The following is a 23,147-nucleotide window of genomic DNA, read 5'->3' as shown; positions in this document are numbered from 1 at the left end:
CGTGCTCTATGAAGCGTGATTGAGTGCAGAACCTGCCCAAAACGAGAGCCCCAAACGGTATGGGAATGCTCACATGTTACAGCATCTTGGTATGGTGTCATCAAAAGCACCGTGCACACTGAATCCCATACGCCGGAAAAGCCGTTTCTGTGTTACAACAGTCATACGTCCTGATCCTCTACCCACCTACTGACTCGCATGCGGTATATCGCCTCTGGGCTTATCTGGATGCTCCTCCTGCTCGGCATAGGATGCCAATCGCCCACCGAAGACCGCGATGCAGATCCTGATCCCGACACGACCGCCGCCACCACCGTAGGGCTGGATAGCACACACATGGCAGACGCCGTTGCCGCTGCTGAGGACCTTTCAGCGCTACATGGCCTGATCGTAGCTCGCCATGGTGATGCAGAAGCTGAGCACCGCTTCAACGGCCCCAGCCTGGATACACCGGTGAACGTCAAGTCCGTGTCGAAGACCATCTTGTCGGCCCTTATCGGCATTGCCATCGACGAGGGGTACCTGGAGGGCCCTGACCAGCCCATCGCTCCATTCTTTGAGCAGTATCTGACAAGCAACGATGACCCACGAAAGCGTGACATTACCATAGGCCACCTGCTGGCCATGAAGTCCGGATTGGAACGTACATCGGGAAGCAACTATGGCGCGTGGGTTGCAACTAACAACTGGGTTCGTAACGCACTACAGCGTCCACTGCAGTCGGATCCTGGCACCGAGCGGCGCTATAGCACGGGAAACACGCATTTGCTTTCGGCCATCCTCACGCAGGCTACGGACCAGAGCACCTGGGCATTTGCCCGATCGTATCTGGCTGATCCCTTAGGGATCCGACTGCCGCAGTGGCCTACCGATCCGCAGGGCATCTACTTTGGAGGCAACGACATGCGTGTATCGCCGCGCGGGCTTGTCGCATTTGGGGAGATGTACCGAAACAGGGGCCTGGTAGACAGCATGCAAGTGGTCTCCAATGAGTGGATTCAAACATCCTGGACGCCCCGCGCTGAATCGCGCTGGAGCGGCGCTGGATACGGATATGGGTGGTTTACCGATGACATTCACGGCCATCCCACCTACTATGGATGGGGCTTCGGCGGGCAATACCTGTACGTGGTGCCCAGCCTGGAGCTTACCATTGCAATCACGTCTGATCCGACAGGGGCAGGCGGACGATCGCACCGACGCGACGTGCAGCGTATTGTGACCGATCATATCATCCCTGCTGCTATTAAAGGACACATGGTGCGTAGCTCCGATGTGTAATCCGTGTTACAATGACTTAACAGCTTCCCACGATCAGTCGCTTTCGAACGCAATACATGTATATTGGACCTAGACGCCTCTATACCCTCATCGCCTCCTAGATGCTATGAAGCTACTTTTGTTTGATATCGATGGCACCTTGCTTAACGCCAACGGCACCGGACGCCGAGGCATTGAGCAGGCGCTGAGTGATACGTTCGGGAAACCGGTCACGACAGCGGGCATTTCGTTTGGCGGACGCACCGACCTTGCCATTATGCGTGAGATCCTGCAGACCAACGATATTCCGCCTATAGATCGCACCATCCAACAGGCACTGGATGCATACGAATCTACAGTCCTTTCCGATGTGGCCCCCGATGACGTTGAACTGCTCCCGGGCGTCCCCGACCTTCTTGTCACGCTTGCCCAGCACTCCGAGGTACAGCTTGCCTTGCTCACAGGAAACATCCGGTCGATGGCTTTTTGGAAGCTGAAGGCGGTCGGGCTAGACCACCACTTTCCGTTCGGCGCGTTTGGATGCGACCACGCCAAACGCCATGAACTGCCCTCCAAGGCCGTGCAACGGGCAAAGACGCACACCGGACGCTCCTACATTGGCAGCGATGTAGTGATCATTGGCGATACGCCTAACGACATCCGCTGCGGACGTGGCATTGGCGCCTTCTCGGTCGCCGTATGCACCGGCCACTCCACCCGCGACGACCTCGCTTCGCATCAACCGCACGTACTGCTCAATAGCTTAGAGGATACAGATGCCTTCATCAAGCAGGTGATGCACACCTAACGACAAAGAGTGGGCACTTCTGTATCGCACGTTCATATTACATCCATACAATCTCGCTGCCTAACACTTTTTTCAGGGGATCCCGGGATATGTCTACTGCCGTTGCTTCTGCTTCCGATACCAAGCGTAACGTCTCCCAGCGCACTTCTTCCGGCATGCCCGAACCCATGCGGTGGACCCGCACGCAGTACGAGCAACTCGCCGAGACCACGATCTTATCTCCGGACACCTCCACCGAACTCATTCATGGCCAGATCTGCACCATGAGCCCACAGAACAGCCGTCATGCTACTGCACTCACATTAACGGATGCAGCCCTTCGTTCTCGGTACGACACAAGCACATTTCTCTTTCGCGTTCAACTTCCTCTTGCGCTTGGCTCACACTCCGAACCCGAGCCCGACCTCGCAATTATCGAAGGCAAGCCGCGCGATTTTGTCGATGCGCACCCCACGACCGCTATCCTGGTGGTCGAAGTCGCCGATGCATCGCTCTCGTTTGACCGATCAACGAAACAGCAGTTGTACGCCAGTCACGGCATCCCCACCTACTGGATCGTGAACCTGCCAGATACGTGCCTGGAGGTCTACACCAATCCGCAGTCCGACTGCTACGGCACAAAGCATACCTTCAACGCTGGCGAACCTGTCTCACTTCCTATGGTGGAGAACGCTGTCTCTGTTAGAGATCTGCTTCCCTGAACCGTACGGATTTCACCCGAATTAGCAGTCTCAACCGCGATTCTGCGTGGAATGTCACCCCTAAACAGTTAAACAATATGGAGGCGAACGAAGGCGTTTCATGTCTTCCACGGGCCTCTGCCCCACTTCATCTCCCCCCTCTTTGACCATATCTGTGAACGTCTTTTCGAACGTTAGCCTCCCCAAGCCGCTTGCTCTAATATACTGAAAGGGCCTGTCAAGCAGCCAAAACTATGGAGGCTCACGGCATACAGTGCGTTCTCAGATGAACCGCGATGACTTTTTGTAGACAGCTTTGTAGACAGCGCCTGAAACAACACCCACTCTTGTAGTTACAATCACTTGTAATTACATCATTATGAGGATACAACGAGAAGCCGTCCTCTGACGCGTGCCTGAATTCTCTCTTTGACTGGTGTACTATGGGCTCAACAAATTTCCCTGCTTCATCTAGTTGGCTACAATCAATAGGGATATTTTTGCTCGTAGCAGCCCCGTTTCTGCTTCTTGCATGTACCGACAATGCCAACACGGAGACCGACGACCGCTCTCCGGTTCAAGCACAGGTTGAGGAGCAGATAGAACGTCTCGATGCCATGCGCTCGGGACTTGCCCAGCAGATCGATGATCCGAAAGCCGTTGACCAATCAACCTTTGCAGAGGTGTGTCAGCCGGTTGGACGCCAGGCGCAGCAGATGGCTCACGAAAACGGATGGGTCGTGCAACAACTGGCCGACCGGAATCGCAACCCCGACCATACCCTCGATGATGAGGCGCGCACCGTATACGAACGCTTTGATGAAAACCCAGACCTGAATCACGTGTGGCACGAAACCACGGTCCTCAATGGAACCTCGGGACAACGGTTCTTTCAGCGCATCACGGTCGAAGAAACCTGTTTGGCATGTCACGGCGCCGAAGCCGACCGCCCCGACTTCGTAAAAAAAGGCTATCCTGACGACCGTGCATACGGATTTGAGCCCGGCGACCTGCGCGGTCTCTACGCTGTGTTCGTGCCCGATAGTCTGATGGCGCATGCCACGTTGCCCTGATTCTGACCACTGGGTCCCCCTATTTCTCCTACCGCACTACCGCTTTTTATTCATACGGTTGCTTTCGACCCGGAAGCGCTTTTACCGAACGCCTCTTTTTCACACGCTCCTACTTAGATCTCCCTGATGCCATGAGTACATCTGCTCCTTCTACTAACGGCGCAGCCTCGCTTGAGGAGCGCCTCAACGATCCGCAGACTACGAAAGCGCTACACCGCATCTTAGACCGACTCGACACCATCGAGGAAGCGGTCGACGGTCTTGCTACCGCAGTCAACCAGGCGCCTCAGGCCGCCAATATGGTCACCGATATGGTTGACGACACCTATCGTACGGCTGAAGCGCATGGCGTGGACCTCGACGAGCGGATGCAGCTCGCACTGCAGCTTACCGAGCGTCTCACTGCGCCTGAAACGGTCGATACGCTCACGCGGCTCATGAACCGCATGGACGATATTGATCAGCTTATCGACCTTGCCGACCAGGCACCGGGCATGGCCAACATGATGGTCGATATGTTCGATGATGCCTACCGTGCTGCTGAAGCCGCCGGCCACGACCCTGAACTAGTCCTGCGCCGTAGCGCCGAAGCCGTAAGCGAACTTAGTGCCTTCGTAGCCTCCGACGAATTTGAAACGCTCAAAAACTCAGGCATCCTTGCCCCCGATGCGGTCTCCGTTGTCGGCAAGGCGGGCGACGCGCTCGCTGAATGCCGGCAAGAATGCGGAGCCGAACCGCCTCAAATCGGACTCTGGGGACTCTTTAAGGCGTTCCGCGACCCTGATACCCAGCGGGCGCTTGGGTTCCTCACCATGTTTGGCAAACACTTTGGGCGCAAACTGCAATCGTAACTTCCTCTGTCGCACCCTTTCAGCATTCAACCTGATACGTTATGAGTACATCCAACCAGTACGATGTCGTTATTGTAGGCGGTGGCACGGCCGGAATCACGGTAGCCGCTCAGCTGCAGCAGTCCGGCCGCGCCCCCGAATCCATCGCGATCATCGAACCTTCCGACACGCACTACTACCAGCCTATCTGGACGCTCGTGGGCGCCGGGGTCTTCGACAAGGAGATCTCTGAACGCCCCATGGCCGAGTTCATCCCTGAAGGCGTAACGTGGATTCAGGATGCCGCTACTACCTTCGATCCGGAGGCCAACACGGTATCCACTGCCAACGGAGAAACCGTTGCATACAACTACCTGGTTGTTGCTCCAGGTCTGCAGCTCGACTGGGACGCCGTGCCCGGACTCGCCGAGTCGATCGAAGACCCCAGCTCGGGCGTGGTAAGCAACTACGCCTACGAGTACTGCGAAGACACATGGGACGTCATGCAGAAGCTACAGCCCGGCGATACGGCGCTGTTTACGCAGCCGGCTACGCCCATCAAGTGTGGCGGCGCCCCGCAGAAGATCATGTACCTGACCGCCGACCACCTGCGCAAGCGGGGCATCCTCGACGACGTGTCGGTGCAGTTCTTTACGCCCGGTACGGTCATCTTCGGCGTCGAGAAGTTTGCGCGCACGCTCCGTAAGGTCGTCGACCGCTACGGCATCGACGTGAACCTCTACAACGAACTCATCGAGATTCGTCCCAACCGCAACGAAGCGGTCTTCCGCACCACCGGCGGCGACAGCGCCCCTGCCGAGCAGGTTGTCTCGTACGACATGCTGCACGTGACCCCGCCGCAGAGCGCCCCCGACTTTATTAAGGAGAGTCCGCTCTCCAACGAAGAGGGCTGGGTGGATGTGCATAAGCACACGCTACAACACACCACCTACGACAATATCTTCAGTCTGGGCGATGCCGGAAGCACGCCCAACGCCAAGACGGGTGCCGCCGTGCGCAAGCAGGCCCCGACTGTAGTGACCAACCTTCTGCAGCTCATGCACGAGGGCGACATCACGGATCCGAAGGAGTACAACGGCTACGCGTCATGTCCGCTTGTTACCGGATACGGCAAGCTGGTGCTAGCCGAGTTCGACTACAACAACGAACCGGACCCGAGCTTCTCGTTCGATACCAGCCAAGAACGCTACAGCATGTATGCGCTCAAGGCATATGGCCTGCCGCAGATGTACTGGCATGGCATGCTCCGCGGACGCGCATAGCGCAGGAACGTATCGCAGTCAGATTCACGCAGTTTCGGCTCGCTGTTACACTGGCAGCGGGCCGTCATATGTTGTGAGCTGCGCACCTCCCACAGTTCCCCTCATGCAGAACAGCTACTGTGGCGTTGGCGACCACGAGTTCGGGAGCAACTGGCGCGGTACCCGAACCGCAGCCGGAATCCGATGCGACTCTCTCATCCACTGCGGAAGGCGACGTGCAATCAGTGGAGCGGTTAGCAGTCCCTTCGACCCAAGTCCGACAAACACCCAGGTGCGCCGGTGTTGAAATGGCCCGACCAGCGGCAGATTGGTGGGATCATGCTTCACGCGCACGCCCACTGCAATGTCATGTACGGTAGCCTCTTTCAGCGCTGGAAGCATCGACCCGGTTTTCTTGAGAATGCGCTGGGTGGCTTCCTCCGAGGGGCGCAAGTCGTCGAACGTGTGCTCGTATGAGCTGCCCAGCACCCAGCGGTCGCCATCTGGCACCACGTAGCCCCGGCCGGAGAGCGGGGGCAGTCCCGAAGGAGCATCTTCTGTACACTGCACTGTGAGCGTCTGCCCCTTGATGCCGTGCAGCTCCAGCGGAGCAAGTACAGACAACTCCGGATAGCCCTGCCCCACACAGCACATCAGGTAGTCGTATCGGTGGGTAGCCTTGGAGCCCCCCGACTCGGTATGAACATCCACGTGGTTGTCGTGCGCGGTCCAACCCGTAAGCCGTGTGAACGGGGTATAGGTAGCGCCCTGAGCCCGAGCGCGCACTAGCACAGCACGCACAAAAGCGGGCACATCAACGGCACCGCCCTTCGGGAGCCAGAGCGCACCGTCGTGGGCCTGTACGGACGGATAGCGCGACGCCAGTTTCTCGGCTGTCCACCAGTCACACCATGCGGGATGCTCTGACGCGGCCTGCTTGAAAAAGCGCACCTGCTTTGGTTCGGTGGTGGGGCGCAGCACGCCGCGGCTGTCGAACGTGCGCTTTGCCCGTGCGCGGGCGACGGTCTCTTCAAGGGCAGCCCACGCTTCAGAAGCCCGCCACGTCAGTTTAGCGCGCCGCCCCATCAGCGGATTCACCAGCCCCGCCGCTGCGCCCGACGCTCCCGAAGCGGCCTCGTTGGCTTCGATCAGATGCACGTCATACGCATCCGATAGATACAAAGCGGCACAGGCACCCGCGAGTCCGGCACCAGCAATACAAAGCGAAGGGCGCGGCATAGAAAAGATCAATCATCTTGAGCAACAAAAAAACGCTCATAGATAACGATAGCACACGCCCAGCGATCCGTTTGGAAGGACGCCCTTCGGCAGGACCAAAGAAGACACTTTTCCGCCTTCCATTCATACAATGCACAAATAGAGGACTTCTCCTCACCTTACCCCTGCTGACTGCCATGGAGACGCCCGACGTTGCTCCCCCCCTGTCCGACTACGAACGAGAGCGAGGCAAGCCGATGCCAAGCAAACTGCACAGCCTGGTCCAAACGAACCTCACCATTGCTTTGGGCCAGTTCCGTCCAACGTACCAGGCCCTCAGTGAGTTGTCTGTGCGCCTCTCAGACCGTGATGTGACGCCAGACATTTCTGTGTATCGAGAGCTTGATCTCGACTTTTCGCAAGACGAGGTTCGGATGACCGAGCCGCCACTTCTCGCGGTTGAGATTGCGTCGCCGCCCCAGGGCGTGCAGGTGCTCATCGACAAGATTCGGTTTCTGCTGGGCGAGGGCGTGCAGTCGTGCTGGCTGGTGCAGCCGCAGCTGCGCACCATCACCGTGTACCACGGCGATATGCAGCAAACCACCTACGCCGACGGCACCGTCACCGCCCCCAACCTCGACATTTCTGTTGAGTTGGCCGAGGTGTTTGCGGTGGCGTAGCGGGGGTGCCCCTCCAGCCTCGCACCCTCATACCGTGGCAGCAGGCTGATATGGCGCTTCCTGTACCAGATGCGACACCAACACCTTCAAAAAGAAAAACGGGAGGAACCACTCAAGGCCTGGTGTCGGAGCAAATCCGTACATACCAATCAGCAACCCTACGCCAAAAAGCATAAAGGCTACCGGGCGCTGGAGGTACAAGGGTGCGCTTAAAATAATCCACGCTGCGATGAGTAAAAAAGAGGACACAACGGCAAAGTAGATCCAATCCGCCTCCCGAAAAAACCACGCTACAAGAAGCACATGTACCACGTGCAGAGCCACAAACTGCAGATGCGCCCACTTTCCTTGCTCGGCGCGATGGTACCACCGCTTGGCCGCAGAGGTAGCATTGGTGATTACACCACCGACCAGATCAATGGCAAAAATAGCACTGAGTAGTATCAGCAGTATCCCCCAGTCGTGACCTGTCAAAATCGCATAGGCGGGCGCAAGAAACGCCCCTATTAACGCCGGAGCGAATTGTAACCACTGTTCAGCCGGAGTTGCGCCCGGACCAATAAACCGGTCGATGGCTCCGCGTATGCCTGATCGGAGCGGTGGAACAGCCCACTCAACGGGATGCCTTTCTTGTTTTTGCATAACGGTACGTTCTACTGTTTACTATGAGGGGACGTCACCATATAGGTGGTTGTAATTTGTTAGCCTGCGCGCTGCCGAAAATAAGCCTTCAGCGTCTCGTGCCCATACGGCGGAGCTTTCATCGAGGCAGACGCCGCTTCAACGAAAAACTCAATGGGTCCGTAGAAACTGACAGGTGTGACGATGCGAAGCAGGGCCCGGACCAACTTGGCCAGTCTCAAAGGAATGTGCCAGACCCTGGGTGTTGTTTGAACCGCCTCGGAAGCCATCTCGGCAACCTCGTCTAGCGTGTGCACTTCCGGTCCTCCCACCTCGATTTCAGCCCGTTGATCTTCAGTTGCCTCCACCACAGCATAGGCCAGATCGCTCCCGCCAATCGGATTAAGCTGCTGCGTTCCATCTCCAAGAAGAAAAATCCGCCCGCGCTTGGCCATCTGCAGCATCACATCGAAGTCTACAAAAAAGCCCGTGGGACGCACAATCGTTGACGCAAGGGATGCCTCTTGTAACACATCCACAAAGCGCTCCTTCGCATCAACCATGGCAAGATGTCGCATCTGCCTGCCGCTAAAGACGGAGATGTAGACAAACCGCTGTGCGTTTGCAGCTAATGCCTCGCGAAGAAGGTGAACGTTGCCCTGGTAGTCGACATCCTCGTAGGTAAACCCGTCTTTCTGATGGGTGATGCCAACACAGGAAAACACCGTGTCACACCCTTCTGCTACGCCATGTAACGTCTCCGGACGCGTCACCTGCCCGAGAAAGATGTCATCGGCGACGTCTCTAAACTGTTCAACCTGCTCTTCGCGCCGAACAAGAACGCGCACCCAATATCCGCGACGCTTCAATTCATCTACCAGATGACGCCCAAGATATCCAGTTGCGCCTGCTACCAACACATGATTCATAATGCCATCGAGAATTTTATTTAGACCGATCGGTCTATAAAAACAATCCAGCAGACTCACTGTCAAGTGATGATACGTGAACAAATCATCAACCCACCGACTATGCCCAAGCAAGTAGACCACGACGCCTACCGAAAAGAACTCGCTGCCCGGGCGGCTCCTGTGTTTAGAGAACACGGATATCAGGGCCTTGGCATGCGGCAGATCGCCAACGAGCTCGGGGTGTCCAAAAGCGCACTCTACCATTACTTCCCGAGCAAGGAAGCACTCTTTGCAGCGTGCACCGACTACGTCACATCAACCAGCCTTGAAAGTGCTCGTGTCCACGATCTGCCCGAGGAGGCTTCTCCAGAAGACCAGGCTAAGGCAGTGCGGCAGATCCTCGAAGAAATGGAGCGTGACTTTTCCGGCGAACTGTCGTTGTTGGTCGACTACCTGCGTGACATGACACCAGCCGATGTACGTCAAGACGAAAACATGCAGTTGTCTCGACGAAAAACACTGGAGATGATGGAGGCTATCGTCGGTCCGGACGACGCCCTGCCTGTGTTGTGCCTGCTCTACGGCACGATGCTGCAACGCTACTTCGATGGCGGGCAGACCGACCTTGATGCAATTATCTCTTGGCTCCAACAGGCGCTGCACCGCTGATCCCTCAGCATGGAGTCCAAATCCGATCCATATCAACCCAATCACAACGAAAGAACACAAACTTACGCACCGCCTTGTGCGTGCAAACGATCCATATATAGATCATCACGCACTCATTCTGCAATGTCCGGCTCTCCCTATCTGATCGTTGGTGGTGGCACCATTGGGCTGGCCCTTGGCTGGACGCTCGCGCGGCGCGACGCGCCCGTTACGCTCGTAGAGCGCGACCGGGCCGGACGAGGCACGTCGTGGCAGGCTGCGGGGATGCTTGCGCCCGACGCCGAGATCGGCTTCGAGGAGCTGGATCTCTACCGCCTGAGCCGCGAAAGCCTGCGCCGATGGCCTGCCTTCGTCGATGCGCTCGAATCTGCAGCCGACATGCCGGTCGACTACCGCGACGACGGCACGCTGATCGTGGCCGACGACCCCGACAGCGAGGAGGCGCTGCGCCGCCTGTACGACTTTCAGAAAGAGCACGGCCTGAACGTAACGTGGTGCTCGGGGGCTGAGGCGCGTGAGATTGAGCCATTTTTGGCGCCCCGCCTCGCCGCCGCTATCCACGCGCCGATGGACCATCAGGTCGACAACCGGCTTCTGGTGGATGCGCTACGCACCGCCTTCACAAAGGCAGGCGGCACCCTGCACGAGCATACCGAGGTGGAGGCCATCCATCCGGATGAGGACGCGCCCCGCATCCGCCTGACCGATGGCAATGTGTTGACTGGACAGGCCGTTGTGGTGGCGGCGGGCGTGTGGTCGCGCGAACTGGACGGCTGGACGCCCGAACATACGCCGTCGGTGCGTCCCGTCAAAGGGCAGATGCTGCAGTGCACCATGCAGGGCGCTTTTGAACTCTCGCACGTCATTCGTGGGCCTGATGCGTATCTCGCACCCAAAAGCAACGGACGCCTCGTCATTGGCGCCACCAGCGAAGAGCGCGGCTTCGATACGACCGTTACCGCCGGCGGCCTCTACGACATTCTGGAAGGCGCCTGGGAGGTGGTGCCCGGCATCTACGACCTGCCCGTCGATGACACGTGGGCCGGACTCCGCCCCGCCAGCCGCGACCACGCCCCGCTTCTCGGCCCCTCGGGCGATCCCGGCATCTGGTGCGCCACCGGTCACTATCGCCACGGCATCCTGCTTACGCCTATTACCGCCCAAGAAATGGCCCGCCAGCTCCTGGACGGAGAAACCTCCGATTGGATCGAACCGTTTTTGCCATCCCGTTTGCACTCGCCAACCGTCCCCACACCATGAGTACCGATACCGCTGCTCACATCCAACTCAACGGCAAACGCCGCCCCATCACGCCGCCGCATCCGCTTACCGAGGTGCTGCAAGCCCTCGACATCGACAGCGATACGCAGGGCGTAGCCGTGGCGATCAATGAGGACGTGGTGCGCCGGGAGGAGTGGGCAGACACCACCCTTCAGGATGGCGACGAAGTAGAAGTCATCCAGGCGCTCCAGGGCGGCTGACCTGCACATCCCCCTTTTCTTTTTCCTGCACTTATCCCCTTTTGCTATGGCGGATGCGAATGGCGTTGCCACGCCCTCCACAGAATTTGACCCCGACGCCGATGCGCTCACAATCGGCGACTACACGCTTACCTCGCGACTCATGATCGGCTCCAGCGGCTATCCCAATCCGCAGGTGATGCTCGACGCGATCACCGCCTCGGGGGCCGACATGGTGACGGTTGCTATTCGGCGCGTGAATGTGGAAAGCCCCGCACCCGAGAGCCATCTCGATCTGCTCAAGCGGGGCGGACACACGATCTTGCCAAACACGGCGGGCTGCTACACAGCGCGCGAAGCCGTGCTCGTTGCCAATCTGGCGCGCGAGGCGCTCGACACCGACCTCATCAAGCTGGAGGTGATCGGCGATGACGAAACGCTGATGCCGGATGTGGAGCAGCTGCTGAAGGCCGCGAAAACGCTGGTCGACGATGGCTTTACCGTGCTGGCCTACGCCAATGACGACCCCATCACGTGCCGCAAGCTGGCCGACCTGGGCTGTGCCGCGGTGATGCCGCTGGGGGCTCCCATTGGTAGCGGCATGGGGATCGTAAACCCGTACAACCTACGCATCATCCGCGAACTCCTGCCCGATACGCCGCTCATTGTGGATGCGGGCATTGGCACGGCCAGCGACGCGGCCCAGGCGATGGAGTTGGGCTACGACGGCATCCTGCTGAATACCGCCATCGCCGAAGCTCAGCACCCGGTCTATATGGCCCGCGCTATCCGCCACGGCCTGCAGGGCGGACGCCTGGCGTACCGGGCTGGGCGTATTCCGCGTCGCCGCTACGCCAAGGCGTCATCGCCCGAGGAAGGGCGCGTGGGGCAGTAGATGGAAAGTAAGCGCGGTATCTCGTCGCGGCTTGCTTACTACTGTTCTGTCAGAGGTCAATGTTTGGGTAACGCATGTTCCCCTAGCGTACCGAACCTCCTTGAACCCTCGTCGCGATGCTCTGCGTCGCGACGGACGAATGGACGCTCTGCGTCTAACGTAACCCCCCGAGGTAAAGAAACCAGGTGGTGGATTAGGGATGCTGGAGCGTCCCGGCAAGCGTGGCGACGCAGAGAGACTATAGGTCATGCCTGTTGTGCATCGCCACGAGAGGACAGATGTTTTGTTATCATCATCGGGCAGGCTGTCACTCCCTCTTGAACTCCAATATTGACACGTGACTTCACTTACTGCTGTGTCACAGGTCAATCTTCGGGTAACGCATGGCCACCTAACGTACCGAGAATAACTCACAATCTTGTCATTGCGAGCGCAGCGACGCAATCTCATGCTATCAGACCGGATGCAGCTGCCCAATCAACGGCATGAGATCGCACCCCAGGAGTACTCGTTCGCTAGCGCTCACAGCGCCGCGTCAGTCGCCGGGCTCCCTCCTCGCGATGACAATTTCGGACCCTAACTTTCAGGTGTGACAAAGCACTACGCTATGCCGTAAGTCGCTGCAAGCGCTCGCATTCCTGCGCAAGTCCGGTGCGCAGCGGTACCAGACGTTCGTCATCAACATCGGATGCAAAGGCAAGCACCGACTGCAAAAACCACGTCTGCTGCTCCGGTCCGGCGCTCAAAGCAGTGCGATTGGGCCCATCCGAGAAAATGTCGATCCCTGCATCCAGGCTCTGGTTCATCGTCCACACGTTGTGGTGCTTATCGGCCAGACTGATGGCCAGAGCACCCGGATTGGCGGCCTGTAAATGATCGAGATACGCTTCCTTACGAACCCGCCACGGCAGCTTTTCGCCCTCGTTGTTTAGCTTAGGCTCGGTTACGTCTTCCACGAGCGCCGTCACTTCATTGCCAATCAGCGTGCGAAGCCGATCGGCTGTCATGCGCTCGCCATGTGCATTCGGATCTTCAATGATGTCGTGGAGATACGCAGCAGCAACCACCTGGGCCGGCCACTCTGCACGTGCCACCGCCATAGCCACCGCCGAAAGATGTGCAATTACAGGCACCCGCACCGGCTCCGGCTGATCGAACGGCTCCTCTCGCCATCGCCCTTTTCGGTAGCAGTCGTTGTGCCACTCCGAGGCAAGTTCAATAGCGTGTTCTACAAGTGGACTAAACGACGTTGCCAGCGTACTCATAAATCAATGATGCAGTGTGAGGGGTCAAACGGATCGATCTGGGCCTGAATTGTGTCGATTAGATCCAGGCTGTACTTATTCAAAAAGTAAGCCGCGTTTACGGTCCGCTCCTGCAACCCGCGCTGTGGAAAGAGGTTGGCGTACGCCTTTTCGAGTTGGGCGCGAAGTTCATCGTGCTGCCGTTTTTCGGCACGCAGCACCCGATGCTCCAAGTCGTTCAGTTCGTTCACAAAAGCAGCTCGTGTAGCTTCTACCGAGCGACCCAGCGTATCATCCACCTCCGTAGCTTTAGGCTTTAAATCGTTTATAGCCTTGTGGATACGTGTAGACGTCTCCTTAAACGCCGCGTCGATATCTACGTCCATGCTGCGGCGCACCTCTTGCTGGAAAAGCTGCTCGACATCCTGCTGTAGATCTGCAATTGACAGATCGTACTTGGTTAGCACCTTGCGCACCTTGCCCTCCACAAGCGTCATGCTGGCACGGGGCACAATCAGCGGCATCGGCATATCGGCCCATGCGTACACCCCCTGGTACTGCGCAAAGTACGAAATCTCACCCGGCCCCGCCACGTATGCCGCGGTGGGCAGGAGTTGGTCTTGCACAAGCGGACGCGTGACGACGTTCGGACTAAACCGCTCCGGATGCGCTTCAATACGGGCTGTAATTTCGTCGTGCGTCCAGGTGCGTCCGTCGTGGCGAAGCGTGTAGGTGCCGTCCTCGTTCGCATCGATGGCGTACCTACCATCCGGTTCCATCCAGAAAAAGTTGGTGGGACGCGCATGCACCTGGGCATGGTATCCATCGGACTCGAGGGCGGAGCCGGCTTCTTCTACCGCCTGTGCGGCCTGGTGTCCGGTGGCCATGTCATGTTGGATGAGCGGACGCACCAGCGCTTTGAGACGGCGGTCGTCTGGGTTGATAAGAACCAGCCCTGTATTGCCAAAATACGTGGTGATAAGCCGGGCAAATGCATCCTCAAGAGTCGCCTCCGACGTGTATGCTTCTGCAATAGCTCCAAAGACCGAAGGCTTGAAGTCAGAAGGCGGAAGGGCTTCATCGAGCGCCTGGAGCGGGTCTTCAATCGCTGCACCTAATGTGTGTGGCCCCACGGGTCCTGTCGGCACATCGTCGGGCGCATAAGCGAGAGACACCGGTGCATTGCGCTGTAAGACGGTAGTATGCGCAATTTCTTCGAAGTCATGATCTTCGCCCTCCACCCAGAAGACCGGAACGACTGTGCGTCCGGTATCAGCTTCTAACTGCTTCGCCCACACGATAGCTGTAAGCGTTTTGTAGAGCGTGTAGAGCGGTCCCCCAAAGAGCCCAACCTGTTGCCCAGATACCACCGCCACGGTGTTTTCATCGCGCAGTGCTTCTATGTTGGCAAGAGTCGCCTCTGTGGCGCCCCACCGCTTATTTTGCTCGGCAAGCACATCCGCAAGGGTGCTCCGATCACGCGGACGAGCAGCGGCCGCCTCAACAGCTCTGTGTCGGTCTTTAAGCTTGGTGCGGTCAAGCGGAAAATACGACGGAGCTGTTCCTGCACCGGTCACATAATCTGCCGCCAGGTCAGGCATTGCTTCCAGGGCCGTCCAGGGCAAACATCGTTCAGCGGTTTCAGGGAGGGATGCAGACATAAGCGGTGCGGTCCGGTGGGTGAGAAGATGAACTGTACTTGTGGTGCAACACACACTAGCGATAAAAAAGAAGCTTCGCGGGGTAGCCACGAAGCTTCAGAGGACCAGGCAAGCAGGTCGCGTTAGTTCTGACTTTGTTCGCTCTTAAGCTGCTCGATTTGATCGCGTAGCTCAGCGGCTCGTTCGTAGTTTTCTTCTTCGATGGCCTGATCGAGCTGTTTTTCCATACGCTCTAGCGGGGTAGCGCTTTGATCGGGCTCGGCCTCTTCGCTTTCAGAGGAGGCGAGGGCCGACACGCTTCCTTCCTCATCGGCCACAATGCCTGCTTCATCGAGCACTTCCGGAGCCACGAAGATCGGTGCATCAACCCGAACAGCCAGGGCGACGGCATCACTCGGACGCGCGTCCAGCTTGTCTTCGTTGCCATTGTGCTGATAACGGATTTTGGCGAAGAAGGTACCTTCGCGCAATTCGTCGATCACCACTTCGGTCACATCGGCCTGCATCGAATCAAAGGCGTCGCGCAGCAGATCGTGCGTCATAGGGCGAGGGGGCTGGATCTTTTCCAGCTCCAACGCAATGGCTTGGGCTTCAAACGCCCCGATGATAATCGGCAGTCGCCGGTTGCCCTCTTCTTCGCCTAGAACCAGTGCATAGGCGCCTCCACTTGAAGGGCTCGTAGACAGGCCAATTATTCTAACCCGGATAAAGTTCATTATACAACGTAGTCGGTCAGTACAAAAAGAAAACGCAATTGCCGCGACGTGTTATAGGGCGGGGCCGTTTTAGAGCACAGCGTTCAACGCATCCAAAAATGCCTTGTTCTCGCTTGCGGTACCTGCACATACACGCAGATAACCACCTAGGGATTCGTATCCACCCATGTTTCGAATCAAGACGCCCCGCTCGGCCAATGCCTCTTGTACAGCATCTGAGTCGGCAGAGCGAGGGGCAAACAGCACAAAGTTAGCGCTGGATGGAACGACGTCTACATCGGGACGGGCCTGCAATGCCTCGGTAAGCTCCTCACAGCTCTCTTGCATCTGATCAACGCGCTCCTGAAGCACGTCTGGCCGGTTTAGAACGGCGTGTCCTACAGCTTCCGAAAACCGATCGACCATGAAGGGCAGTCGAGCCTTCATGAACTCAGTGACCAGCTCCGGATGCGCCATCAGATAGCCCAGGCGCAGCCCGGCCAGCCCGAATGCCTTAGACAGCGTTCGCAAAATTACAAGGTTCGGATACGTATCGAGTAGCTCCGTGGCGGCAGGATAGTCATTAAACTCGACATAAGCCTCATCCACAACGACCAGACCAGGGGTCGCTTGTAGTACCCTTTCGATAGCGCTGGGCGGTAGCGCCAGTCCGGTGGGATTGTTCGGCGTGGTAAGCACCGTCATGGCTGCCTCGGTCGCTGTAATCGCCTCCACGAGTGCATCAATATCGAAGTGCAAATCCTCGCGCGGCGGTATGGTTGTTAAGTCGGCATGGTACAGACGAGCCACCTTCTCATAGAGCGAGAACATGGGCGCTGGAAGCACCACAGGCGTACCGGGCTCGATAAACGTAAGTCCGAACAGATATGTAAGCTCGTTCGATCCGTTGCCAACGAGCACCTGCTCGGGTTCGACGTCGTTGTGTTCGGCCAGAGCCGCAGCCAACTCCCACGGCTGCTCGGCTGGATACCGGTTAAACGCCGTATCGCGAAGCGTTTCCATGAGCTCCGCTTTTAAGGCCGGCGGAAGGTCGTACGGGCTCTCATTTTGGTTGAGCTTGACTTCGGTTTTAGGTGGGGCTCCTACCAGGTACGGGTGTTCATTGCGCACGCCCGAGCGGATGCGCGAGCGAACGGTATCAATTGAAGGAGCAGAGGCAGAAGGAGCATCCATAAGCAACAAAGGTAATGGCGAGTGGACGTCAGGCGGAGTCGAGGCGATCAAGGCGCGCCCGGATGGCATCAGCGTGCGCCTGCAGCTCTTCTGCTTCGGCAAACTGAACGATGTCGGGGCCGGTTTGCGCCAGTCGGCGGGCCGAATACTGGATGATGGACTGTGTGCGCACAAAATCGGGCACGCCCAATGCGGATGCATAGCGAGCCGTGCCTCCGGTGGGCAGCACGTGATTGGGGCCAGCAAAGTAATCGCCCACCGGCTCTGACGAATATGGCCCCATGAAAATAGCTCCGGCGTGCTTAATGTCTGAGAGCACCGTCCATGGCTCGTCTACCATGATTTCAAGGTGCTCCACCGCTAATTCGTTCATCATGTCTACTGCTTGCGCCATCGTATCGGTTACGATGCACGCGCTGTAGGTTGCCAGGGCTTCCTCGATAATAGACTGACGCGGCAGGGTAGGCACGCGTTCGGCGATTTCGTCGTGCACCGCTTCGGCAAGTGGGCGATGCGGCGTTACCAGGATGGCCGAGGCGCGGGTGTCGTGTTCGGCCTGTGAAAGCAGGTCGGCAGCCACGAAGGCCGGATCGGCGGTTTCATCAGCCAGCACTCCGATTTCACTGGGTCCGGCCACCGAGTCAATGTCTACGCGCCCGAACACCTGCTTCTTCGCAGCGGCCACGTACGCATTTCCGGGGCCCACGATTTTATCGACGGCATCAACGGTTTCGGTACCAAAAGCGAGCGCTCCAACGGCCTGGGCGCCTCCCACGGCATACACTCGGTCTATCCCAAGCGATGCGGCGGCGGCCAATATGTGCGGGTGCGGGGTTCCATCGGATTGGGGGGGCGAGACCATGGCGATGTGGGGCACACCCGCGACCTGTGCCGGAATGGCGTTCATCAGCACGCTAGAGGGATACGCTGCGGTTCCGCCCGGCACGTACAGCCCAACTCGCTCCAGCGGTTGTACACGCTGCCCGAGAAGCACCCCATCGCCATCGTCTTGGAACCACGAATCGGGGCCCTGCCGCTCATGAAACCGGCGGATGTTGTCGGCGGCGGCCTCCATGATGCGACGCAGTTCATCATCGAGATCAGAGAGGGCTTGTTGAAGTGTGGAGGCTGGTACGCGGAGCGTGAGCTCCTCTACCCCGTCAAACTGAGCGGTAAACCGATGCACGGCTGCGTCGCCGTCGGTCTGGACGGCGTGCAGAATGCGGCGTGCTGCCGCGTCGACATCGTCGCTAAAAGAGGCGCTGCGACTTAGCACCGCCTCTAGACGATCGGCACGGTCGGCATAATCGATGACGGGGATCATAAGCGCACAAGTGTGGAAAAGCCGGGAAGCGGTTGGGGATTATCTCTCTATTCTCAAAGCAACGGGAAGGTTCGCCCAGGCACCGGACGAACAGCATTCTCACGTCTTTTCTACGATCGCCCGTACCAGCGTCCGCAAATCGCCACGCACCTGCTGGCCGACTTCCAACACGTCATCGTGTTCGAGCACCTCATGACCCAGCCCAGCGGCAAAGTTAGTGATGGTGGAGATGCCCAGCACCTGCATACCCAGCCCATGGGCTTGCAGCACCTCGGGCACGGTACTCATGCCCACGGCATCGGCCCCCAGGCGCCCGAGCATGCGGACCTCCGCCTTGGTTTCGTAGGAGGGGCCACGCGTCCAGGCATAGGTGCCTTGTGCGGTGTGCACACCTGCTTTCGTGGCGACTGCTTGCGCTTCATGCGCCCATTGCAAGTCGTAATATCCAGTGTGGAGTGTGGAGGCGGTGTCGGATCCCGCAGCCTGAGCCGCTTCTATGGCGGCTCGCCGCGGATCCACCTGTTGGCCTTGCCCCGGATCGGCAAACGCCAGATTGATGTGATTGGTGATAAGCATGAGCTGCCCCGGTTGGAACGTCCGGTTGACGCCGCCCGCCGAGTTGGTCACCAGCAGCCGTTCGGCGCCCAGCGCGTGGCACACCTGCAGCGGAAATGTGAGGCGATGCACGGGATACCCTTCGTAGGCATGCACACGTCCTTGCACGAATACCACATCGGTACCGCCCAGCGTACCCAGCACCAGCTGGCCATCGTGTCCAGCTACGGTAGACTGCGGATAGTGCGGGATGGTAGAGGCCGGCACGACGGTGGCCTCTTCGGCTTCCTCGGCCAAGTCGCCCAGCCCAGACCCCAGAATGAGCACCATTTCGGGCTGCATGGAGGTGTGTTCGCGTACGGCAGCCACCGCATCGTTAAGGTGGGCAGCCAGGTCGGTGTTAAGATGCGTCATGTGCAACAGCTGATGATCCAGAAAACAGGCGTCCGGTTGATGTTCAGAGCTATGGGGCAATATAGACAAGCGCGCCATGCGTATCCACCAACCGCTTTCCAATATGCACGAAAAACGCGTTGAATGTTGGGCCTCTCGTTCGGAATGGGTTACGCGTCAGGCGCCCGGGCGAAACACACGGTAGTTGCGGATGCTCCACAACACCTGCGAACCGATGACGCGTACGATCGTGGTCAGCGGAATCGCGATAAGCATGCCGATGAGCCCGGCAAGTTGTGCGCCGATGAGCACCACAAACAGGATGACGAGCGGGTGCGTTTTGGCGGCGCGCGAGAAAATGAGCGGTTGAAAGAAGATATTGTCGGACAGTTGTGTGATCACCATGGCAATGGCGACGCCCGGAATCAGGCTGAGGTCTCCCGTTTGGGCGATGCCAACCACGGTTCCTATCAAAAACCCGAAGAACGGCCCGAAGTACGGAATCATGTTGGCCACCCCAACAAAAATGCCGATGGCCAGTGCGTTTTCGAGTCCGACCAGCCAGAGCATGACTGAGGCTACGGCGGCTACGCTCAGGCACTGAAGAAGCAGCGCCCGTGCATATCGGCTGAGGCTGGCCTCGGCCTTTGCAATGACGGCCAGCGTGATCTCGAAGTAGCGATTGGGCACCAGCTGCATCATGTTTCGACGCAACTCGACCCCATCTTTGAGCACGAAGAACGTGATGAAGGGGATGATTACGACGGCATAGGCGATGTTTGTAAAGACCGATACGAGCGATCCAAGCGTATCGGCCACGCGTTCGCCTTCCACTAGGTCACCCTCCGCGAGGGCCCGTGCGGTTTCGCGAATCGTTTCTTCGATGCGCCCGGCCTCAATAGGCACAAACTGGCGGATCCAACTCTCTACAAAGGCAGCGGCGTTGGTCGCAGCCTCTACAGAAACCAGTTGACTAAGATCGCGGACCTGTTGCGTAAGAAACGGCACGATGAACGTGAGCAGCACGCCAAACACAGCAGTAACCAGCACAAACATCACCCCGATGCTGGCGGTCCGGGTTAGCCCCGTAGATTGGATGCGATCCACCAGTGGCGACAGAATATAAGCCAGCAGGCTTCCGACGACGAGGTAGATGAAGAGGCCGGCGAAGTACCATACGGTGCCTGCAATAACAGCGGCAATGAGCAGTCCTCCCCCCCATCGCAGGGCACGCTCGCCCGCTGTTGGCCCGACCGGAGGCTCGGGCGGACCCATCGCTGTGGCGGACGACGCTTGCGGTGCTCCATCTCCTGTTGAGGGAGACGATTGCGCCGGGGAAGGCGTCGATGTTGGTGCGGAAGAAGGACCGTCCATGATGGAAGGAGTTGCGGCCAAAAAGGCAGTTACACCCTGTTTCTGTTCTAACGGATTCGAGGCTACGGCGCCAGCGCGCGTTCTTGAACGGTTTCGACCGCGGCACGCGCTGTGCTACTGGCGTATCCCCGACGCATCAGGTAGCCCCGTAGCCGCTTAGCTTGCTTACGCGGATCGGGCTCATCGGCTACCCGATGCCAGTACTTTTCGGCTAGCTCTTGCGCAGCGGCGGGGAAATCAACGCGGGATTCCAGTTGGGCTAGGGCTTCATCGATCAGGGCCGGGGCAACACCGCGCTCGCGCAACTCACGCCGCATGCGATGCGGACCATATTTTTTGTTGGCAAACCGGCCTTTCACGTAGTCGTGGGCGTAGGTCGCATCATCGAGATACGATAACTCATGAAGCCGCTCGATTGCTGCTTCAATAACCGACGGGCTGTAATCGGCTCGTTCGAGACGGTCACGCACTTCGCCTTCCGTGCGGGGCTTATGTGCCAGATACTCCATCGCTTGCTGCTTTGCCTGAATCAAACGCTCGTCGGCTTCCAGGTTGGCTTGCTCCTCCGGAGTAAGCACCCGCCCCGTGTGTAAATCGTACTTCACCACCAGGTCCTGGTGAATGCCCAGCGCAAACGCACCATCCAGAAAAAGAGAGACGCGATTGGGGTCGTTTTTTTGCTGTTTCAGTGCTGTAATCGTAGCCGACTGGGGCATAGGCAGCGTGGGGCAAGCTAGAAAACGAGAACTAAGTAGATCAGCAAAAATACATTTACACCTTGTCATCGCGAGGAGGGAGCTTGCGACCGACGCGGCGCTGTGAGCGCAGCGAACGAGTACTCCTGGGGTGCGATCTCATGCCTCCCGATTGGGCAGTGCTGCCCAGTTTGAAGGCAGAAGATTGCCGCGTCGCTGGCGCTCCTCGCAATGACATGCTCAAAGATTCTTTTGTGGGTCCACTTAGGGTATTGAGGTGCTACGGTGTTGCTGGGGGCATCCGTTCCCCTCACGTTGGGATGCGAGAAGCTCTCTTGCAGGCAGGTCTAACGCCTACTGCTCTGTCACACCTGATTGTTAGGGTATGGAGACCGTCCGAAACGCTGTATCCCAGCCCCCTTCCAAAAAACCTGTCATGGTGAGCACGCGACGGGCCCAGCCCGGAGCACGCCGAACCATCTCCCCGACGCTCAGCAGGCTCTGATCGATCGAGTGGCCCTGCTCATTTCGAGGGAGATCTTTACTCACTGCGTTCGTCAGTCGCTCCGCTCGTGTCAGGACTCCGCGTCTCCTAGGCGGAGCCGCTCCGCTCAAGATGACATCATTAAAGTGGGGGTGTTGCAACCCGAAGATTGAACTGTGATAGAGTACTACCCCCACAACGGGCCAATTCCCTACCATTGATCCAGCCTTGGGGCGCGATACACATAGCGAGCGTCCTCCATATTAGCAGTCGTAGTGTCCTGTTCCACCGTCACCCGAATCGAGTCGACTGCAACCCCGGCCACAATACCCAGCGCTCCGTCCACGTTTGAAGGCGGCTCACGGCGGTCGGGATCGTCGCGTTCGGCAATGTACTCGGCATACGCCGCTCCGCTCCGCACCACTAACACGGTCAGATCGTGGGTGGGCAGCATCTCGTTGGCCTCTTCAACCGGAATCGCATAGATGCCGCTCCAGGCACGAACCGCCTCCGACGCTTCTGCATCCGACTCGGGAAAGACTGCTTCCGGTTGAATGAAAAAGTCCACGATGCGAGGTGTAAACGGCGTATCAGCGGGACGAAGCGCAGTACGTACCCATGTATCGGCTCCTGTATCGGTGGTAGGGGCCGTCCAGTACACGTCCACATCAATCGGATAGATGAAGTCGGTGGTGGCAGGAATGTCAAGCGAGTCACGACGCAACGAGTCAACGCGCACCGCTTCGATGGGCTCGCCTGGAGCCCGTATCGCAATGCTATCTAGCGCAATGGCAGCAGGCGTTTCGCTTGCCCCACGGGCCGTCTTGCCATCGACCTGGACTTCTATCTCGAAGGGCTGATGAGCAGACATCGGCGCTCCGGTGGATTCGGGGACATAGCGTCCCGCCTCGTCTGCATCCGACTCGTAGGCCACCACAGAATCGCCAAGGAGCATGTGGATTTGTGCATCGGATCGCCCATCGGGGGTCGTCTCACCCAGTCCTTGCACGTTGCGCACATACACAGGAGGAGGCATCTTGTTGGTTTCCACAAACGCCTCCACCACAGTGGTTTCGGGGGCTTCAAAGTCGGTGAGGTCGCACCCCATCAGCATGCTGAGTCCCAGCAAGAGAAGGCCCCAAGTGGCATATCTCCACATAG

The 23,147-nt window shown here is 58.3% G+C and carries 23 protein-coding genes; 11 read left to right on the top strand and 12 right to left on the bottom strand.

The genetic code is table 11. The features are described from left to right. Nucleotides 1–198 precede the first annotated feature (198 nt). From ACZ5AL_RS06080 to ACZ5AL_RS06055, 6 genes are all read left to right on the top strand, one after another. A complete protein-coding gene (locus tag ACZ5AL_RS06080; RefSeq protein ID WP_464512861.1) occupies nt 199–1,281 on the top strand; it encodes a serine hydrolase domain-containing protein in 1,083 nt (360 codons plus the stop codon). 106 nt (nt 1,282–1,387) lie between these two features. Then, nucleotides 1,388–2,068, top strand: coding sequence for an HAD hydrolase-like protein (locus ACZ5AL_RS06075; protein ID WP_464512859.1), 681 nt, complete (start codon nt 1,388–1,390; stop codon nt 2,066–2,068). A gap of 89 nt (nt 2,069–2,157) precedes the next feature. Next, on the top strand, nt 2,158–2,769 hold the full coding sequence (locus tag ACZ5AL_RS06070; protein WP_464512857.1) for a Uma2 family endonuclease: 612 nt from the start codon (nt 2,158–2,160) through the stop codon (nt 2,767–2,769). A 479-nt stretch (nt 2,770–3,248) separates the two neighbouring features. Next, nucleotides 3,249–3,821 carry a Tll0287-like domain-containing protein gene (locus tag ACZ5AL_RS06065; protein ID WP_464512856.1) on the top strand — a complete coding sequence of 191 codons (573 nt, stop codon included), beginning with the start codon at nt 3,249–3,251 and terminating at the stop codon, nt 3,819–3,821. A 131-nt stretch (nt 3,822–3,952) separates the two neighbouring features. Then, on the top strand, nt 3,953–4,672 hold the full coding sequence (locus ACZ5AL_RS06060; protein ID WP_464512855.1) for a helical membrane plugin domain-containing protein: 720 nt from the start codon (nt 3,953–3,955) through the stop codon (nt 4,670–4,672). 41 nt (nt 4,673–4,713) lie between these two features. Then, a complete protein-coding gene (locus tag ACZ5AL_RS06055; RefSeq protein ID WP_464512853.1) occupies nt 4,714–5,934 on the top strand; it encodes an NAD(P)/FAD-dependent oxidoreductase in 1,221 nt (406 codons plus the stop codon). A 114-nt stretch (nt 5,935–6,048) separates the two neighbouring features. Here ACZ5AL_RS06055 and ACZ5AL_RS06050 read toward each other — a convergent pair whose 3' ends face one another. After that, complete coding sequence (locus ACZ5AL_RS06050) at nt 6,049–7,152, bottom strand: NAD(P)/FAD-dependent oxidoreductase (protein WP_464512852.1); 1,104 nt, start codon at nt 7,150–7,152, stop codon at nt 6,049–6,051. Nucleotides 7,153–7,328: 176 nt separating this feature from the next. Here ACZ5AL_RS06050 and ACZ5AL_RS06045 point away from each other — a divergent pair, with 176 nt between their 5' ends. Further along, entirely contained in the window at nt 7,329–7,811 is a 483-nt protein-coding gene (locus ACZ5AL_RS06045; RefSeq protein WP_464512851.1) for a Uma2 family endonuclease, read from the top strand. A gap of 27 nt (nt 7,812–7,838) precedes the next feature. Here the strand turns inward: ACZ5AL_RS06045 and ACZ5AL_RS06040 are convergent, their stop codons facing one another. Next, entirely contained in the window at nt 7,839–8,453 is a 615-nt protein-coding gene (locus ACZ5AL_RS06040) for a hypothetical protein (protein WP_464512849.1), read from the bottom strand. 59 nt (nt 8,454–8,512) lie between these two features. After that, nucleotides 8,513–9,361 (bottom strand): SDR family oxidoreductase, encoded by an 849-nt coding sequence (locus ACZ5AL_RS06035; RefSeq protein ID WP_464512848.1) that lies wholly within the window; start codon nt 9,359–9,361, stop codon nt 8,513–8,515. A 102-nt stretch (nt 9,362–9,463) separates the two neighbouring features. Between ACZ5AL_RS06035 and ACZ5AL_RS06030 the strand changes: the two genes are divergently transcribed. The 4 genes from ACZ5AL_RS06030 (at nt 9,464) to thiG (ending at nt 12,367) form a co-directional block, all read left to right on the top strand. Then, on the top strand, nt 9,464–10,012 hold the full coding sequence (locus tag ACZ5AL_RS06030; RefSeq protein WP_464512847.1) for a TetR/AcrR family transcriptional regulator: 549 nt from the start codon (nt 9,464–9,466) through the stop codon (nt 10,010–10,012). Between the two features lie 123 nt (nt 10,013–10,135). Continuing rightward, complete coding sequence (gene thiO, locus ACZ5AL_RS06025) at nt 10,136–11,272, top strand: glycine oxidase ThiO (protein ID WP_464512845.1); 1,137 nt, start codon at nt 10,136–10,138, stop codon at nt 11,270–11,272. Beyond that, a complete protein-coding gene (gene thiS, locus ACZ5AL_RS06020) occupies nt 11,269–11,493 on the top strand; it encodes a sulfur carrier protein ThiS (protein ID WP_464512844.1) in 225 nt (74 codons plus the stop codon). Before thiO ends, thiS begins: the two co-directional genes overlap by 4 nt. 46 nt (nt 11,494–11,539) lie before the next feature. Beyond that, nucleotides 11,540–12,367, top strand: coding sequence for a thiazole synthase (gene thiG / locus ACZ5AL_RS06015; protein ID WP_464512842.1), 828 nt, complete (start codon nt 11,540–11,542; stop codon nt 12,365–12,367). A 605-nt stretch (nt 12,368–12,972) separates the two neighbouring features. Here thiG and ACZ5AL_RS06010 read toward each other — a convergent pair. The 9 genes from ACZ5AL_RS06010 to ACZ5AL_RS05970 form a co-directional block, all read right to left on the bottom strand. Next, nucleotides 12,973–13,632 carry an HD domain-containing protein gene (locus tag ACZ5AL_RS06010; RefSeq protein WP_464512841.1) on the bottom strand — a complete coding sequence of 220 codons (660 nt, stop codon included), beginning with the start codon at nt 13,630–13,632 and terminating at the stop codon, nt 12,973–12,975. Continuing rightward, nucleotides 13,629–15,272, bottom strand: coding sequence for a bacillithiol biosynthesis cysteine-adding enzyme BshC (gene bshC, locus ACZ5AL_RS06005; protein ID WP_464512840.1), 1,644 nt, complete (start codon nt 15,270–15,272; stop codon nt 13,629–13,631). The genes ACZ5AL_RS06010 and bshC overlap by 4 nt, the downstream gene beginning before the upstream one ends. A gap of 122 nt (nt 15,273–15,394) precedes the next feature. Next, the gene (locus ACZ5AL_RS06000; protein WP_464512838.1) at nt 15,395–15,988 is read right to left on the bottom strand and encodes a bifunctional nuclease family protein; all 594 of its coding nucleotides are present in this window, start codon (nt 15,986–15,988) and stop codon (nt 15,395–15,397) included. 69 nt (nt 15,989–16,057) lie between these two features. Then, on the bottom strand, nt 16,058–17,161 hold the full coding sequence (gene hisC / locus ACZ5AL_RS05995; RefSeq protein ID WP_464512837.1) for a histidinol-phosphate transaminase: 1,104 nt from the start codon (nt 17,159–17,161) through the stop codon (nt 16,058–16,060). A gap of 28 nt (nt 17,162–17,189) precedes the next feature. Then, complete coding sequence (hisD, locus tag ACZ5AL_RS05990; protein ID WP_464512836.1) at nt 17,190–18,485, bottom strand: histidinol dehydrogenase; 1,296 nt, start codon at nt 18,483–18,485, stop codon at nt 17,190–17,192. Between the two features lie 99 nt (nt 18,486–18,584). Next, nucleotides 18,585–19,454, bottom strand: coding sequence for a purine-nucleoside phosphorylase (locus tag ACZ5AL_RS05985; RefSeq protein ID WP_464512834.1), 870 nt, complete (start codon nt 19,452–19,454; stop codon nt 18,585–18,587). Nucleotides 19,455–19,610: 156 nt separating this feature from the next. Further along, nucleotides 19,611–20,807 (bottom strand): AI-2E family transporter, encoded by a 1,197-nt coding sequence (locus ACZ5AL_RS05980; protein ID WP_464512833.1) that lies wholly within the window; start codon nt 20,805–20,807, stop codon nt 19,611–19,613. A gap of 62 nt (nt 20,808–20,869) precedes the next feature. Further along, complete coding sequence (locus tag ACZ5AL_RS05975) at nt 20,870–21,523, bottom strand: RecX family transcriptional regulator (protein WP_464512831.1); 654 nt, start codon at nt 21,521–21,523, stop codon at nt 20,870–20,872. 674 nt (nt 21,524–22,197) lie between these two features. Beyond that, nucleotides 22,198–23,145, bottom strand: coding sequence for a hypothetical protein (locus tag ACZ5AL_RS05970; RefSeq protein WP_464512830.1), 948 nt, complete (start codon nt 23,143–23,145; stop codon nt 22,198–22,200). Nucleotides 23,146–23,147: the final 2 nt, after the last annotated feature.

The sequence above is a fragment of the Natronotalea proteinilytica genome (assembly GCF_055379935.1).
This window is presented reverse-complemented; position numbering and strand designations above follow the sequence as displayed.

What these genes read in the sequence shown, in the direction of transcription:
- ACZ5AL_RS06080 (WP_464512861.1), top strand. Translation starts at nt 199, where the DNA reads ATGCGGTATATCGCCTCTGGGCTTATCTGGATGCTCCTCCTGCTCGGC.
- ACZ5AL_RS06075 (WP_464512859.1), top strand. Translation starts at nt 1,388, where the DNA reads ATGAAGCTACTTTTGTTTGATATCGATGGCACCTTGCTTAACGCCAAC.
- ACZ5AL_RS06070 (WP_464512857.1), top strand. Translation starts at nt 2,158, where the DNA reads ATGTCTACTGCCGTTGCTTCTGCTTCCGATACCAAGCGTAACGTCTCC.
- ACZ5AL_RS06060 (WP_464512855.1), top strand. Translation starts at nt 3,953, where the DNA reads ATGAGTACATCTGCTCCTTCTACTAACGGCGCAGCCTCGCTTGAGGAG.
- ACZ5AL_RS06055 (WP_464512853.1), top strand. Translation starts at nt 4,714, where the DNA reads ATGAGTACATCCAACCAGTACGATGTCGTTATTGTAGGCGGTGGCACG.
- ACZ5AL_RS06050 (WP_464512852.1), bottom strand. Translation starts at nt 7,152, where the DNA reads ATGCCGCGCCCTTCGCTTTGTATTGCTGGTGCCGGACTCGCGGGTGCC.
- ACZ5AL_RS06045 (WP_464512851.1), top strand. Translation starts at nt 7,329, where the DNA reads ATGGAGACGCCCGACGTTGCTCCCCCCCTGTCCGACTACGAACGAGAG.
- ACZ5AL_RS06040 (WP_464512849.1), bottom strand. Translation starts at nt 8,453, where the DNA reads ATGCAAAAACAAGAAAGGCATCCCGTTGAGTGGGCTGTTCCACCGCTC.
- ACZ5AL_RS06035 (WP_464512848.1), bottom strand. Translation starts at nt 9,361, where the DNA reads ATGAATCATGTGTTGGTAGCAGGCGCAACTGGATATCTTGGGCGTCAT.
- ACZ5AL_RS06030 (WP_464512847.1), top strand. Translation starts at nt 9,464, where the DNA reads ATGCCCAAGCAAGTAGACCACGACGCCTACCGAAAAGAACTCGCTGCC.
- thiO (WP_464512845.1), top strand. Translation starts at nt 10,136, where the DNA reads ATGTCCGGCTCTCCCTATCTGATCGTTGGTGGTGGCACCATTGGGCTG.
- thiS (WP_464512844.1), top strand. Translation starts at nt 11,269, where the DNA reads ATGAGTACCGATACCGCTGCTCACATCCAACTCAACGGCAAACGCCGC.
- thiG (WP_464512842.1), top strand. Translation starts at nt 11,540, where the DNA reads ATGGCGGATGCGAATGGCGTTGCCACGCCCTCCACAGAATTTGACCCC.
- ACZ5AL_RS06010 (WP_464512841.1), bottom strand. Translation starts at nt 13,632, where the DNA reads ATGAGTACGCTGGCAACGTCGTTTAGTCCACTTGTAGAACACGCTATT.
- bshC (WP_464512840.1), bottom strand. Translation starts at nt 15,272, where the DNA reads ATGTCTGCATCCCTCCCTGAAACCGCTGAACGATGTTTGCCCTGGACG.
- ACZ5AL_RS06000 (WP_464512838.1), bottom strand. Translation starts at nt 15,988, where the DNA reads ATGAACTTTATCCGGGTTAGAATAATTGGCCTGTCTACGAGCCCTTCA.
- hisC (WP_464512837.1), bottom strand. Translation starts at nt 17,161, where the DNA reads ATGGATGCTCCTTCTGCCTCTGCTCCTTCAATTGATACCGTTCGCTCG.
- hisD (WP_464512836.1), bottom strand. Translation starts at nt 18,485, where the DNA reads ATGATCCCCGTCATCGATTATGCCGACCGTGCCGATCGTCTAGAGGCG.
- ACZ5AL_RS05985 (WP_464512834.1), bottom strand. Translation starts at nt 19,454, where the DNA reads ATGACGCATCTTAACACCGACCTGGCTGCCCACCTTAACGATGCGGTG.
- ACZ5AL_RS05980 (WP_464512833.1), bottom strand. Translation starts at nt 20,807, where the DNA reads ATGGACGGTCCTTCTTCCGCACCAACATCGACGCCTTCCCCGGCGCAA.
- ACZ5AL_RS05975 (WP_464512831.1), bottom strand. Translation starts at nt 21,523, where the DNA reads ATGCCCCAGTCGGCTACGATTACAGCACTGAAACAGCAAAAAAACGAC.
- ACZ5AL_RS05970 (WP_464512830.1), bottom strand. Translation starts at nt 23,145, where the DNA reads ATGTGGAGATATGCCACTTGGGGCCTTCTCTTGCTGGGACTCAGCATG.